General features: G+C 72.7%; 11 protein-coding genes and 1 pseudogene. 9 read left to right on the forward strand and 3 right to left on the reverse strand.

The window, feature by feature from the left end:
• Together H9651_RS14825 and H9651_RS14100 are read right to left on the reverse strand one after the other, a co-directional pair.
• A pseudogene (locus tag H9651_RS14825) lies at positions 1-149 on the reverse strand (L-ribulose-5-phosphate 4-epimerase); the annotation flags it as partial.
• Positions 146-1117 (reverse strand): squalene cyclase, encoded by a 972-nt coding sequence (locus H9651_RS14100; protein WP_191719969.1) that lies wholly within the window; start codon positions 1115-1117, stop codon positions 146-148. The gene H9651_RS14100 and the pseudogene H9651_RS14825, both read right to left, overlap by 4 nt.
• A gap of 91 nt (positions 1118-1208) precedes the next feature.
• Here H9651_RS14100 and H9651_RS14105 point away from each other — a divergent pair, with 91 nt between their 5' ends.
• From H9651_RS14105 to H9651_RS14145, 9 genes are all read left to right on the forward strand, one after another.
• Positions 1209-2267 (forward strand): FUSC family protein, encoded by a 1059-nt coding sequence (locus H9651_RS14105; RefSeq protein WP_191719970.1) that lies wholly within the window; start codon positions 1209-1211, stop codon positions 2265-2267.
• A gap of 186 nt (positions 2268-2453) precedes the next feature.
• The gene (locus tag H9651_RS14110) at positions 2454-3875 is read left to right on the forward strand and encodes an NtaA/DmoA family FMN-dependent monooxygenase (protein WP_191719971.1); all 1422 of its coding nucleotides are present in this window, start codon (positions 2454-2456) and stop codon (positions 3873-3875) included.
• A 37-nt stretch (positions 3876-3912) separates the two neighbouring features.
• A complete protein-coding gene (locus H9651_RS14115) occupies positions 3913-5574 on the forward strand; it encodes a TIGR04028 family ABC transporter substrate-binding protein (RefSeq protein ID WP_191719972.1) in 1662 nt (553 codons plus the stop codon).
• Positions 5575-5594: 20 nt separating this feature from the next.
• Positions 5595-6542 (forward strand): ABC transporter permease, encoded by a 948-nt coding sequence (locus tag H9651_RS14120; RefSeq protein ID WP_191719973.1) that lies wholly within the window; start codon positions 5595-5597, stop codon positions 6540-6542.
• The gene (locus tag H9651_RS14125) at positions 6539-7471 is read left to right on the forward strand and encodes an ABC transporter permease (protein WP_191719974.1); all 933 of its coding nucleotides are present in this window, start codon (positions 6539-6541) and stop codon (positions 7469-7471) included. The genes H9651_RS14120 and H9651_RS14125 overlap by 4 nt, the downstream gene beginning before the upstream one ends.
• Positions 7471-9147: a dipeptide ABC transporter ATP-binding protein gene (locus tag H9651_RS14130; RefSeq protein ID WP_191719975.1), complete on the forward strand. Its 1677-nt coding sequence runs from the start codon at positions 7471-7473 to the stop codon at positions 9145-9147. The genes H9651_RS14125 and H9651_RS14130 overlap by 1 nt, the downstream gene beginning before the upstream one ends.
• Entirely contained in the window at positions 9144-10178 is a 1035-nt protein-coding gene (locus H9651_RS14135; protein WP_191719976.1) for a putative FMN-dependent luciferase-like monooxygenase, read from the forward strand. The genes H9651_RS14130 and H9651_RS14135 overlap by 4 nt, the downstream gene beginning before the upstream one ends.
• Positions 10175-10786, forward strand: a complete 612-nt coding sequence (locus H9651_RS14140; RefSeq protein ID WP_318244890.1) for a CMD domain protein — start codon at positions 10175-10177, stop codon at positions 10784-10786. Before H9651_RS14135 ends, H9651_RS14140 begins: the two co-directional genes overlap by 4 nt.
• Positions 10783-11379: an alkylhydroperoxidase domain protein gene (locus H9651_RS14145; RefSeq protein ID WP_191719978.1), complete on the forward strand. Its 597-nt coding sequence runs from the start codon at positions 10783-10785 to the stop codon at positions 11377-11379. The genes H9651_RS14140 and H9651_RS14145 overlap by 4 nt, the downstream gene beginning before the upstream one ends.
• A gap of 354 nt (positions 11380-11733) precedes the next feature.
• On the opposite strand, the gene H9651_RS14150 is transcribed toward H9651_RS14145, so the two are convergent.
• Positions 11734-13935 (reverse strand): LLM class flavin-dependent oxidoreductase, encoded by a 2202-nt coding sequence (locus H9651_RS14150; protein WP_191719979.1) that lies wholly within the window; start codon positions 13933-13935, stop codon positions 11734-11736.
• Positions 13936-13974 lie beyond the last annotated feature (39 nt).

The following is a 13974-nucleotide window of genomic DNA, read 5'->3' on the forward strand; positions in this document are numbered from 1 at the left end:
GGCACCCGCCCCGACACATTCCCCCCGGTCCACACCACCAGGCCGTACCGCACCAACTCCGCATGCAACCCCGCCACTTCCGCACGCACACGCGCGACCGCGTCGTGGACCTCGGCGGAGAGGGGCGGGGGAGCAGCGACGCTGGTCATGAGGTGATGTTACCGGGCACAGCATTTTCGTCCCACCAGGCGAGGACGCGGGTGCCGATGAGTGCCAGCCACTTCGACGGCGCGCCCGGACCCGCGTCGATGTCGAACCACACCCGCCCTGCCTCCCGCTCCTGCTGCAGCCACGTGCCGTCGGGCTGCCGCGCGGCGCGGACGAGGGTGACCGCCTCGGCGAGCCGGGGGTCGGGCGGGACACCGTCGTACTGCGCGGCGGCGCGGAAGTGGTCGAGCGCGTTCATCACGTTGAAGCGCCATCGGAAGGGGGCGGCGAACCTCGTGGTCCACGCCGCCACCGGCTCGCCGTCCGAGAGCCGCCGCAGCAGCCGGCGCGCGAGCAAGTACTCCTGGCCGGCGTGCCGTGCCGCGCGGAGGGCATCGTCGCCGCCGACGGCCCGCTCGTACCAGAGCAGCCCCTTCACAGTGTTGAGGGTCGAGTGGAACGACGAGCGCCTCGACCCCTCGATCCACTCGCAGTTCCACCCGCCGTCGGCGAGGCGGTGATCGAGGAACCACTGCCGGATGCCGGTGACATCGGCGCCCAGCCACGCACCGTTGGCGAGCGTGTACGCGTTGATGCAGCAGTCCACCTCGCCCGCCCAGTAGGGCAGATCCTCGTACTCCCACCGGGCGTGATCGTGCAGGCGCTGGGCGGTGTCGCCGAGGGCAGCGGCATCCACTCCCCACTCCCGCAGGCTGTTGAGCGACCAGGTGGTGGCCGTCCACGGCTGGCCCGGATCGTCTGCCGTCGCGTCGTGCGGGAAGAAAGCGCCGCCGGCCCACTGCCCGTCGGGGTCCTGCAGCGACAGCAGGCGCGCACCGAAGCCCTCGCGGGCCACCCTGTCGCGGGTGGCCTGCCAGACCTGCGGCGGCGCATGCACCAGGTCGCGCTCCACCTGCCAGCGCAGCGCCGGGTCTGAATCGAGCAGCCACGTACGAGCGTCCTCGGTCATGCGCGGGACGGTACCACCGGGGCGCGACACACAGTACCCCTGTTTCCGCGGGGTAGCGTTGACAGCTGTCATTCACATCCTCGGAGGTCCCATGCCGCACGCGCGTGCCGCGCTGAGCGACATCCTCGCGGGGCTGTTCCGCCTCGCTCCCGCCCCGGCCCCCCGCTGGCCGCTCGCGCTGCAGGCGGCCGCCGCCATGGTCACCCCGATCGTCGTGTTCACGCTGCTCGGGCATCCCGAGATGGGGTATCGCACCGCGGCGGGCGCGTTCATCGTCATCCACGCCTCGGCGCTGCCGGCGGTCGAACGGGCGCGGGTGCTGCCGGTGGTCGGTGCGGGGCTGCTCGGCGCCGCCGCCCTGGGCATCGTGTGCGCCGGATCGCCCGCGCTGGCCCTCGCGGGCTTGGTGGTGGTGGCCCTCGTCGCCGCGGCGGGGATGTATGGATTCGCCCTCGGCGCACCCGGACCGATCTTCTTCGTGCTCGTCTACGGGCTGTCCGGTCAGATCTCCGCCAATCTGGATGCCGCGGGGTCGCTCACCTACCTCGGCACGATCGTGCTCGGCATGACCTTCGCCTACCTGCTCACGCTCATCCCGCTGCTGTGGCCGCGCAGGCGCCGCGTGTCGGCGAGGTCGCTGCGTCAGCTGCTGCCGGGACCGAGTCTGTCCGGAGTCCCCGGCACCATGTTCCTGCGCGCGGCGATCGTCACCGTGGCCGGCACCGTCATCGGCGCGTTCGTCGACCCGCAGCGCACCTACTGGGTCGTGGGCGCGGCCCTCGGCGTGGTCGGGGTGGCGGTGGGCCGACGGCTCGCGGTCGCGCGCGGGCTGCACCGCATGCTCGGCACGGTGGCCGGCGCCGGAGTGTTCCTGCTCATCGCCCCGTGGGGCCTCGAGGGGCTGTGGCTGGCGGCGACTCTCGGTGCGCTGCAGATCGTCGTCGAGCTGCTGGTCGTGCGCAACTACGGTCTGGCCCTCGTGTTCATCACCCCGCTCGTGCTGCTGCTCACGGGCGCGGCGACGGGGCAGCTGGGAACGGATTTCGTCGGCGAGCGTGTGATCGACACGCTGGTCGGCGGCGCGCTCGGCGCGGCATCCGGATTCCTCCACCGGCCCGGTCACGGCGCCCTGCCACTGCACCGCCACTGACGCGCAGCGCGTCACACTTCGCCATACAAGCCGCCGATGCCACCGCATCGGTGCCCGCCGATGCGGTGCGCCCGACACACGCCGACACATGACGTCGGCGGCTCCCCGACGGCCCCCGCGCTCTCCCTACGCTGACCGCACGCCGTAGCTTCCGCTGCGTCGTCGTCGCCGACACCAGGAGAGAGCATGTCCCGCAGACCCGGCACCGCTCCGAAACGCCCCCTCATCATCGGGGCGATGGTGCGCACCCTGGGCGCCTACCCGTCGGGGTGGCGTCACCCCGACGCGCACGCCGAACCCGGCCGTGACGCCGAGGTGCTGCGGCGCATCGGAACACTCGCCGACGAGGCGGGCCTTGACTACCTCTTCTTCGGCGACTGGCTGGCCACGGGGCCGGATCTGGAGTTCCGTGACCCCTACCTGCTGGCGCGCATCGATCCGCTGAGCGCCGTCACCTTCCTCGCCGGCCTCACCGAGCGCGTCGGACTCATCGCCACCGTCAACACCACCTATGCCGATGCGTACACGCTCGCCCGCGCGGCGGCATCTGTCGACGTGCTCAGCTCGGGTCGTGCCGGCATCAACGTCGTCACCGGGGCCGAGCCTCGTGCCGCGGGCAACCACGGCCGCGACGCACACGCCGACAACGAGACCCGCTACGACCGCGCCGAGGAGTTCGTGCGCACGGTGCGGGCGCTGTGGGACTCGTGGGACGAGGAAGCCTGGATCGCCGACAAAGCCGGCGGCCGACTGATCGACCCTGCGGGCCTGCACCGCGCCGACGCCGAGGGCGCGCACATCCGCGTCACCGGTCCGCTCAACACCGCCCGGCCGCCGCAGGGGCACCTGCCGATCGTGCACGCGGGCACCTCGCCCCGGTCGCGGGCGCTGGCCTCGGGGCTCGCCGACCTCGCGCTCGTCGCGCCGAGCGATCTGGCCACCGCACAGCGGGTGCGGGCGCAGTTGCGCGCCGACGCGGCCGCAGCCGGCCGGCATCCCGACGACCTGCGCGTGATCGCGCCGATCCTCCCCGTCGTCGCCGCCACCCGTGCCGAGGCGCAGCAGATCGTCGACACGCTGCTCGCCCTCGTGCCGGTCGATGAGGGGCAGGGCGCTGCGCTTCCCGACGCCTTCCCCGACACCCGGTCGCTGGCCGCCGTCGGCCCTGTGCTCGGCGTGGACGTCGCCGCGTCCACGCCGCTGGACGAACCCGTGCCCGCCGAGGTGGCAGCGCAGTTCACGGATGCCGGTGCACACCTGGTGCGGCTCGTCACCGAGCGCACCGGGCGCCGCGTGGGCGGCGATCACCCCGTCACCTGGCGGCACCTCGTCGTCACCCATGCCGTGCCCGCCGCCTTCGTGGTCGGCGACGCGGCCGATGTCGCCGACCACATCGAGCGCTGGTTCACCGCCGACGCCGTCGACGGCTTCAACGTGCTCTCGGCCTTCCAGCCCGGCCAGTTCGAGGCCTTCACCGCCCTCGTCGTACCCGAGCTCCGTCGCCGGGGGCTCCTCGCCGCCCCCGCCGACACCCCGACCACCCTGCGCGACCGCCTCGCGCTCGCTCCCGTCGCGCCCACTCGGCGTGCGGCCCGCTCCATCGCCTGACCCGCGCTCGACCACGGCGCTCACAGAAAGCGACACCATGTCCCACACCCGCATCCCTGCCGCCCGCGGCGTTGCCGCCGCGGCCGCCGCGCTCGCACTCGTCAGCCTCACCGCCTGCGCCGCGCCCGGCGCCGCCACCAACGCGGCCACTGCCGGCGGGCCGGTGGCCGGCGGCACCCTGGTGTATCTGGAGCACCAGGCGCACACGACCCTGTATCCGCCATCGGCGGGCTTCTACCCCAACGGCGGCATCGTCAACAACGTCTTCGACCGTCTCGTGTGGCAGGACCCGGAGACCCTCGAGCTCAAGCCCTGGATCGCCACCGACTGGGAGGTGAACGCCGACGCCACCGAGTACACGTTCAACCTGCGCGACGACGTCACGTTCTCCGACGGGTCGGCGCTGGATGCCGAGGTGGTCGCGAAGAACTTCGACCTCTTCGGCCTGGGCGACCCCGAGCGCGGGCTCACCGTCTCGGAGGCCATCAACAACTACGCCGGCAGCGAGGTGGTCGACGACGACACCGTCACCTTCCACTTCAGCGCACCGGCACCCGGGTTCCTGCAGGCGACGTCGACGAACAACTCCGGGCTGCTCTCGGCCGACACCCTCGACTTCACGCTCGAGCAGTTCGCTCCGGGTAACTCCGCCGAGGTGATCGGCTCGGGTCCCTTCACGATCACCGAAGAGACGATCGGCTCGACCCTCACCCTCACCGCGCGGGACGACTACGACTGGGCGCCGCCGGACCGCGCGCACCAGGGGCGGGCGCTGCTGGATGCCGTGAAGATCACGGTGACCCCCGAAGACAGTGTGCGCGTGGGCGCGCTGCTGTCGGGCCAGGCGGACTATGTGCGCTACGTCGAGGCGCAGGACGAGAACCAGGTCGAAGCGGCAGGGTTCACCATCTACGCGCCGCAGACCAGCGGTGTGAACAACCACCTGAGCCTGCGGGTGCGCAACGACATCCTCTCCGACATCCGCGTGCGCCAGGCCCTCATCGCCGGCATCGACCGTGCCGAGGTGGTCGACACGATCTACACGGAGAACTACCCGCTGGCCACGTCCATCCTGAGCTCCACCGCGCTCGGGTACGTGGACACCTCGGCGGCGTTCGAGTTCGACCCGGATGCCGCGGCCGACCTGCTCGACGAAGCCGGCTGGACCCTCGGGGCCGACGGCATCCGTGAGAAGGACGGCGAGCCGCTGCACCTCGTGGTCAACGAGGCGGGCGCCCAGCCGCGGTCGTTCGAGGCGCTGACGCTCATCAGCCAGCAGCTGAAGAAGGTCGGCGTGGACCTGGAGATCCTCAAGGCCGACGCAGGCACCGCCGCCGAGGCGATCCGCGACGCCGACCAGGTGCAGATCAGCCACTCGATGGTCGCCCGCGCCGATCTCGACGTCATCAAGAGCCAGTTCTACTCGCTCAACCGCAACTCGCTGCTGAACCTCGACTACGGCGACCAGAGCATCGGCGACCCGCAGCTGGAGGAACTGCTCGAGGGCGTGGCATCCGACCCCGACCCGGAGGCGCGCGTCGCCGACAGTCAGGCGGTGCAGCGTTACCTCGCCGAGCAGGCCTACGTCATCCCGCTCTTCGAAGAGCCGCAGGTGTACGGCACCTCCGCCCGGGTGCACGGCGTGACCTTCGAATCCGTCGCCCGGCCGAGCTTCTACGAAATCTGGCTGGCGGAGTAACCGCCGAAGAAGGAGCCCGCATGCGCTACGTCCTCCGTCGAATCTGCCAGTCGGCCATCGTGCTGCTGGTCGCATTCACCGCCGCATTCGCCCTGCTGCAGGCGCTTCCCGGTGACGCGATCATGATCAAGTACGAGAACCCCGAGCTGGGTCTGTCGCCGCAGCAGATCGCCGAGGTGCGCGAGCGATTCGGGGTGGATTCGGCGCTGCCCGTGCAATACGTGCACACCCTGCTCGGGTTCGGTGCGGGCGACTTCGGCTACTCGCTGCAGACGGGCACGCCGGTGCGGCAGTTGCTGGGGGAGGCCGTCGGGCACACGATCGTGCTCGGCGGTCTCGCCCTGGTCGTCGCCGTGCTGCTGGCGGGCGGCATCGCGTTCCTGTCGACCGTGCCGCGGTTCGGCTGGATCCGCCAGGTGCTGCGATCGGTGCCGGCACTCATCGTCTCGATCCCGACCTTCTGGCTCGGCATCATGCTGGTGCAGATCTTCAGCTTCCAGCTCGGCTGGGTGTCGGTCATCGGACCCGGCCCCATCGAAGGGCTCATCCTCCCGGTGATCACCCTCGCCGTGCCGCTGTCGGCTCCGCTGGCCCAGATCCTGGTGCGCAGCATCGACGACGTCAACGCCCAGCCGTTCGTCACCGTCGTGCGCGCCAAGGGCGCCTCACCCACCTGGATACTGGGGCGCAACGTCGCCAAGAACGCGGTGCTGCCCACCCTGACGATGGCGGGCCTCATCCTCGGCGACCTCATCGGCGGCGCGGTGCTCACCGAGACGGTGTTCGGCCGCCCCGGCATCGGGCGCATCACCGAGCAGGCGGTCAACAACCAGGACACCCCGGTGCTGCTGGCGGTCGTCGTGCTCGCGGCGGCATCGTTCGTCGTCGTCAACCTCGTCGTCGACCTGCTCTACCCGGTGCTCGATCCCCGACTGGCCGGCCGTGTGAAAGAAGGAGCCACCGCATGAGCACGCAGACCGTCGTCGGCGTCGGCGCCGTCGACCTCATCGAAGACGAGGCCCGTGGCATCCCCTCGGGCCAGCCGGGCGACGCAGCGGATGCCGCGGACCGCCGGCGCCCGGGGTGGCGCGCGCGCATCGCGCGGGTGCGGCCGAGTGTCGTGCTGTCGTGGTTCGTCGTGCTCATCGTCGTGGCGTGGGCGATCGCGCCCGGCCTGTTCACGGGGTACGACCCCATCGCCGGCGACGCCGCCGCGGCACTGCAGGCTCCCAGCGCCCTCCATCCGTTCGGCACCGACGCGACCGGACGCGACATGTTCTCGCGCGTCGTGCACGGCGCGATCCACTCGCTCTCCGGCGCGCTCGTCGCCGTCACCGTGGGGCTCGTGGCGGGGACCCTGCTGGGCGTCGTCGCCGGCACCGTCGGCGGGTTCGTCGACGACGTGATCATGCGCATCGTCGATGTGCTGCTGGCCATCCCCGGGCTGCTGCTGGCCCTCAGCTTCATCATCATCCTCGGCTTCGGCACGGTGCAGGCCGCGATCGCGGTGGGCATCGGCGCCATCGCCAGCTTCGCCCGGCTCACCCGCTCCGAAGTGCTGCGCGTGCGCTCCACCGACTACGTCGAGGCGGCGTTCGGCAGCGGCGGGCGGTTCTGGCCGGTGCTGCTGCGTCATGTGCTGCCCAACTCCCTCACCCCCGTGCTCGCACTCGCGGCGCTGAACTTCGGCGGCGCGATCCTCGCGATCTCGGCCCTGGGATTCCTCGGCTTCGGCGCCCCGCCGCCCACCCCGGAGTGGGGACTGATGATCGCGGAGGGACGCAACTACATCGCCACCGCGTGGTGGCTGACGACCCTCCCGGGGCTCGTCGTGATCGTCGTCGTGCTCAGCGCCAACCGACTGAGCGCCGTCGCCGCCGAGAGAGGACGCCGCTGATGACGCAGAACGTGCTCACCGTCACGGGGCTGGAAGTCTCCTACGAGCTCGCCGGCACGACGCACCCCGCGGTGAGAGGGGTCGACCTGGCCATCGCCGCGGGCGAGGTGCTCGCCCTCGTCGGCGAATCCGGGTCGGGCAAGACCACCCTCGCCCAGGCGGCCACGGGGCTGCTCGCCGACAACGGCCACATCGCGGCCGGCCGGGTGCAGCTCGGGGAGCTGGATGTCACCGGCTGGAACGACCGGCAGTTCCAAGCAGTGCGCGGCACCCGCCTCGGGTGGATCCCGCAGGATCCGAACAACTCGCTCAATCCCGTCAAGCGCATCGGCGACAGCGTCGCGGAGGTGCTGCGGGTGCACCGGTGGCAGGATGCCGCGGCGCGCCGGCGGCGCGTGATCGAGCTGCTCGACCGCGTCGGCATCCCCGAGCCCGATCTGCGGGCGCGGCAGTACCCGCACCAGCTGTCGGGGGGGATGAAGCAGCGCGTGCTCATCGCCGGCGCCATCGCCCTGCAGCCGCAGCTGCTCATCGCCGACGAGGCCACGAGCGCGCTGGACGTCACGGTGCAGAAGACCATCCTCGACCTCATCGACGACCTCCGCCGCGAGCACGGCACCGCCGTGCTCATGGTCACCCACGATCTCGCCGTCGCGGCCGACCGCTCGCACCGCATCGTGGTGCTGCAGGACGGCCGCGTGCAGGAGGCGGGCGACACCGCCCGCGTGCTGCAGGATCCGCAGAGCGCCTACACCCGCCAGCTCATCGCCGACGCGCCCTCGTTCGACGCGGTCGCCGCCCGGGTCGTGCACCGGCCCGCGGCGCCGACGGGGGACGCGGTCGGTGCCGAGGCGGGGGTGGATGCCGCGATCACGGTGCAGGACCTCACACAAGAGTTCTCCCGCGGCCGCCGGCGCGAGGCGCTGCGGGCCGTGGACGGGGTGTCGTTCACGGTGCCGGCGGGCACGACGCACGCGATCGTGGGCGAGTCGGGGTCGGGCAAGACCACCCTCGCGCGCATCGTGATGGGCTTCCAGCGCCCGACGTCGGGGCAGGTGCGCGCCGGGGGTCACGACGTGACGGCGTTGGACCGCCGCACCCGCGTCGCCTTCCGTCGCGACGTGCAGCTGGTCTACCAGAATCCATTCGGTTCGCTCGATCCCCGGCAGAGCATCGAGGCCATCGTCGCCGAACCCCTCGTGAACCATCGCGTGGGAGACCGCGCCGAGCGCCGCCGGCAGGTCGCCGCCATGCTCGACCGCGTCGCGCTGCCGGCCACCGTGCTCGACCGTCGACCCCGGGAGCTGTCGGGTGGGCAGCGGCAGCGGGTGGCGATCGCCCGGGCGCTCGTGCTGCATCCGCGAGTGGTCGTGCTGGACGAACCCGTCTCGGCGCTGGACGTCACGGTGCAGGCCCAGATCCTGCGGCTGCTGGACGACCTGCAGCGCGACCTCGGCGTCACCTACCTGTTCATCTCCCACGACCTCGCCGTCGTGCGCGGCATCTCCGACACCGTCTCGGTGCTGCGCCACGGCCGGGTGGTCGAATCCGGCACCACCGAACAGATCTTCACCGAGCCCCATGACGAATACACCGCACGCCTGCTCAGCGCGATCCCGGGTTCTGCCCCGCGCCGCGCGCCGGCAGACGTGCCCACCGAAGGAGTACCCGCATGATCCAGCGTCTGGCGCTGTTCACCCGTCTGCTCGACGATGCCGCACCCGACGAACGCTTCGGCCTCGCCCTGCAGCAGATCCAGCACGCCGAACGGTTCGGCATCGGCCGTGCCTGGGTCGCCCAGCACCACTTCCGTGCCGCCGAGGGGGGGCTGCCGTCGCCGTTCGTCTTCCTCGCGCACGTCGCGGCGCACACCGAGGCGATCCGCCTCGGCACCGGCGTCGTCACGCTGTCGCTGGAAGACCCGGTGCGCGTGGCCGAGGACGCCGTGGTCGCCGACCTGCTCTCGGGCGGCCGCATCGATGTGGGCCTCGGCAGCGGCGGCACCCCGTCGTCGTTCACCCCGTTCGGGCTCGACGCGGCGGACAAGGCCGCCCTGTTCGACCGCAAGCTGGCGCTGTTCCAGGCCACGCTCGACGGCGGCGACATCGGCGGCGGCGCACGGCTCTACCCGCCGGCGGGCACGCTCGCGCACCGCGTCTGGCAGGCCACCTTCTCCGCCGGCGGCGGCACCCGCGCCGGGGTGAGCGGGCACGGCCTCATGCTCTCGCGCACCCAGCCGCGCCCCGCTGATCGGCTCGATGCCACCCTCGCCGAGGTGCAGCTGCCGATCATCGACGCCTACCTCGCGGCCCTGCCGGCCGATGCCACGCCCCGCATCACCGCCTCGCGCACCGTGTTCGTCACCGACGACCGCGACGAGGCCCGTCGGCACGCCGAGGTGGGCCTGCGGCGCGGGGCCGAAGGGCTGCGCCGCAGCGGGCAGGTGATCCCCGACGGCGACCTCGACGACCTCATCCGCGCGACCGACACCCACGTCGGCACCCCCGACGAGGTGGCAGCCTCGCTCGCCGCCGACCCCGTGCTCGACCGTGCCGACGAAGTCGCCTTCCAGGTGCACTCGGTCGATGCGCCGCACGACCTGGTGCTGCGCTCGATCGAGCTGTTCGCGACCGAGGTCGCGCCCGCCCTCGGCTGGCCGGGCGCACCGGCATCCACCCCCGCCCGCCACGAATGGAGCAACGCGTGACCACTTCCACCCCGCCGGATGTCATCGACGTCCTCACCGGCATCGCCCCCGGCTCCCGACTCGACGAGCTGCGGCGCCGCCGACCCGTCACGCGCGAGCAGGCCCAGGCGGCGTACGCCGCACTGTTCGAGCCGCGCGACGACGCCGCGGTGCCAACCGCCGAGCGCTGGCTGATCGCGGCGTACACCACGCGGCTCGCGGCCGACGACGCGACGGCAGCCTTCTACCGGGAGCGCGCTGAGCTGGCCGATCCCGAGCATGCGGCGATCGTCACGGACGAGGCTGCGGCGGCCGCCGCGGTCGCCGTGGGACCGTTCGGCCGGTACCCCGAGGCGGGACTGCAGCAGGAGAACACCGAGGGTGTGCGCTACCGCGCCGCCGCCGCGGTGCGCGCGCAGCTGGGCGGGCGGCTCACCGCCGGCCTCGAGCACGCGCATCTGCTGGTGCTGCGCCCGCGCGAGGCCGACCGTGCCGCGCTCACCGCGCTGACGGATGCCGGCTGGTCCACCGACGCGGTCGTGACGCTGTCGCAGCTGGTGTCGTTCCTGGCTTTCCAGCAGCGGGTCGTCAGGGGCCTGCGCACCATCGACGAGGAGGAGGCGGCATGAGCGCCGTGACGACGACCGACCACATCGCCCCGGAGCGGTTCACGCAGGAGCAGCTCGGCTGGACGCCGTATCTCGAGCCCAAGCCCGTCGACGACCTCGACGAGCGCGACTACGAGGGCCTCGTCGACCGCGGCCGCGCCGCGAACGACTACTTCCGGCTGCTGGTGCGCGACCCCGAGATCCTGGGTGCCCGCACCCGCGTCGACAAGGACATCTTCTACAACACCGAGGGCGGGCTGCCCCGAGCCGAGCGCGAGCTCGCGGCCGCGGTCGCGTCGCGCGTGAACGGCTGCGTCTTCTGCGCCTCGGTGCATTCCCGCTTCGCAACGCACCATTCGAAGCGTCACGACGATGTGCAGCGGCTGCTCGATGAGGGTGTCACGGCCGACCTGGGGGAGCGGTGGAACGCGATCGTCGCGGCTGCGGTGGCCCTCACCGCGACGCCGTCGCAGTTCTCGGTCGACCACGTGCGGCGGCTGCGGGAAGCGGGGCTCGATGACCTCGCGATCGCCGACGTCGTGCACGGCGCGGCCTTCTTCAACTGGGCGAACCGGTTGATGCTCTCCCTCGGCGACCCCGTGGCCGCGGAGTAGCCCGCCGCGCGGGGCCCGCGCCCGTGCCGTGCCGGCGCCGCGCCGCGCCGCGGCGTGCCCCGGCGAGCTGCTCGGGTGTCGCTTCCGCACGGTCGGGGGCGGTCGCATCCGCCATTCGTGACACCCGAGCAGCCCGGGAGCCGCGCCCCCGCGCCCGCGCCGCGCCGCGCCGTGCCCCGGCGAGCTGCTCGGGTGTCGCTTCCGCACGGTCGGGGCCGGTCGCATCCGCCGTTCGTGACACTCGAGCAGCCCGGGAGTCGCGCCACCGCGCCCGCGCCGCGGCATCCGCCATTCGTGACACTCGAGCAGCCCGGGAGCGCGGAGGCTGGGCGGACCGCGCGCGGGCGCGCGGGGTCAGGCGACGGGGAAGTTGTCGCGGAAGACGGCCTCGGGGTCGTAGCGGCGCTTCACCTCGCGGAGGCGCGCGAGGGTCGGCGGGGGAAAGGCCTCGGCGACGAGCGCGGGGTCGGTGCGTGAGTCGAAGCTGAGGTAGAGCCCGTCGAAGTGGGTGGCGACGGCATGCCACAGCTGATCGAACGTCGTCCCGCGCCCGATCGCGGTGACCGAGAACCCGGCGTCGCGGTGCGCGTATGCCGTGGCGTCGGCCGGCACGTCGGCCACCGCGCCACCCACCGAGCGGATCTGGAACCACGGGCTCGTCCCGGATGCCACGAGAGCGGCGATCGCCTCGGCGGCGCCGTCGAGGTCGCGGAGCATGCCGGAGCGGAACCGCGGCTCGCCCTGCCCGTCGTGCGCGGCGTCGGCGGCAGCGGCCATCACCCCGGCGTAGTTCGACAGCTGCACCGACTGGCCGACCAGCGGCGCGAGCTGCGCGAAGGGCTGCAGTCGCGCGACGATCGTGTCGGGGTCGGGGTTGTCGACCACGCCGTACACCTGCGCGATGGGCGGCTGCCCGCCCCGGCCCGCGGCGAGGATCGCGAACAGCGTGACGTCGCGCGGCGACGCCTGCATGGTCGCCCCGAAGCCGCGCACGAACGACGTGAGGTCCGACGCGTCGAATGCCAGCTGCACCCAGCCGAGATCTCCTACCGGCGACGCCTCGAACTCGAACGCCACGACGATGCCGACGTTCGCACCGGCACCCCGCACGGCCCAGAACAGGTCGGCGTTCTCCTCGGCGCTGGCGTGCACGACCGAGCCGTCGGCCAGCAGCACGTCGGCGGCGACCATCCGGTCGATCGTCAGGCCGTGCTCGCGGGCGAGGAAGCCGATGCCGCCGGCGGTGGCGAGTCCGCCCACCCCGACGCCGCCGTAGTCGCCGCTGGAGATCGCCCAGCCGTGCGGTGCGAGGGCGTCGGCCACCTGCATCCACCGGGCGCCGGGGCCGATGCGCACGCGGCGGGTCTCGGTGTCGAGCACCTCGATCTGCGACAGCGCGCCGAGGTCCACGACGATGCCGCCGTCGTTGGTGCTGCGCCCACTGATGCCGTGGCCGCCGCTGCGGATGCCGAAGGGAAGCTCCGGATGCCGACGGGCGAAGGCGACGGCATCGGCCACCTCCCCGATGGTGCGGGGCCGCAGCACGATGCCGGGCGCACCGCCGCGCATGTAGGTGGAGCGCACGGTGCGGTACGCGAAGTCGCCGGGCTCGACGGCGTCGTCGCGGAGCGAGGCGGGCACGTCGTCGTAGGCGATGCCGTCGCGGCGCTGCGCGATCGCGCGAGCGCTGCGGCCGGGGGCGGCCAGCCCGGTGCGCGCACGTTCGGCGTCGACGGCCTCGCGGACGGCGGGGATGATCTCGACGGCGAAGCGCTGCAGCAGGCGCGGGTCGTCGCCGCCGACGATGAATGCCGACATGCCGTCGGCGAGGGCGAAGTCGATGAGCTGTGCGGCGCTCTCGCCGCCCGAGATGTTCAGCAGTCGCCGGATCTCCGCAGGCGCGCGACCGGCGCCGGATGCCGCGTCGTCGATGCGGGCGTTGCCGCTCGCGAGGTCGCCGGGCTGCAGGTACGACAGCGACGGCAGCCAGCCGTCGGCCTTGCGGCCGGTCAGGCGCAGCATCCGCGGCTTGTAGGCGCCGACCCAGATGGGCACGTCGTGGGCGGGAGCGGGCCCGCGCTTCGCCCCATGCACGGGATAGTGCTCGCCGCCGTGCACGCCGCCGCGCTCGCCCTCGGCCCAGAGCTCCCGGATGAGGTCGATGGCCTCGCTCAGGGCCTCGACGGACTCGCCGGGGCTCAGCCGCGGCACGCCCATCGCCTCGATGGCATCCCAGAATGCGCCGGCGCCGAGCCCGAGCCTGAACCGACCGCCGGAGAGGAGGTCCAGCGATGCTGCGGCGCGCGCCAGCACCGGTGCCGGCCGCAGCGGCAGGTTGGTGACGTTGGGGGCGATGGCGATCGTCGACGTCGCCGCCGCCGCGTAGGACATGAGGGTCCAGGTGTCGAGGAACCGCGGCTGGTAGGGGTGGTCCTGGAAGGTGGCCAGGTCGTAGCCCAGCTGCTCGCTCAGCCGCGTCAGCTGCACGACCTGCGGGGGGTTCGCCGCCGCGGGGGTGAGGAAGGTGCCGAAGAGCAGGTCATGTCCGTAGTCCACCTCCCCGCCAACACCCCGGACCCGGGTTTCGTTCCCCGC

Source organism: Microbacterium pullorum (genome assembly GCF_014836535.1).
Lineage (GTDB): Bacteria > Actinomycetota > Actinomycetes > Actinomycetales > Microbacteriaceae > Microbacterium > Microbacterium pullorum.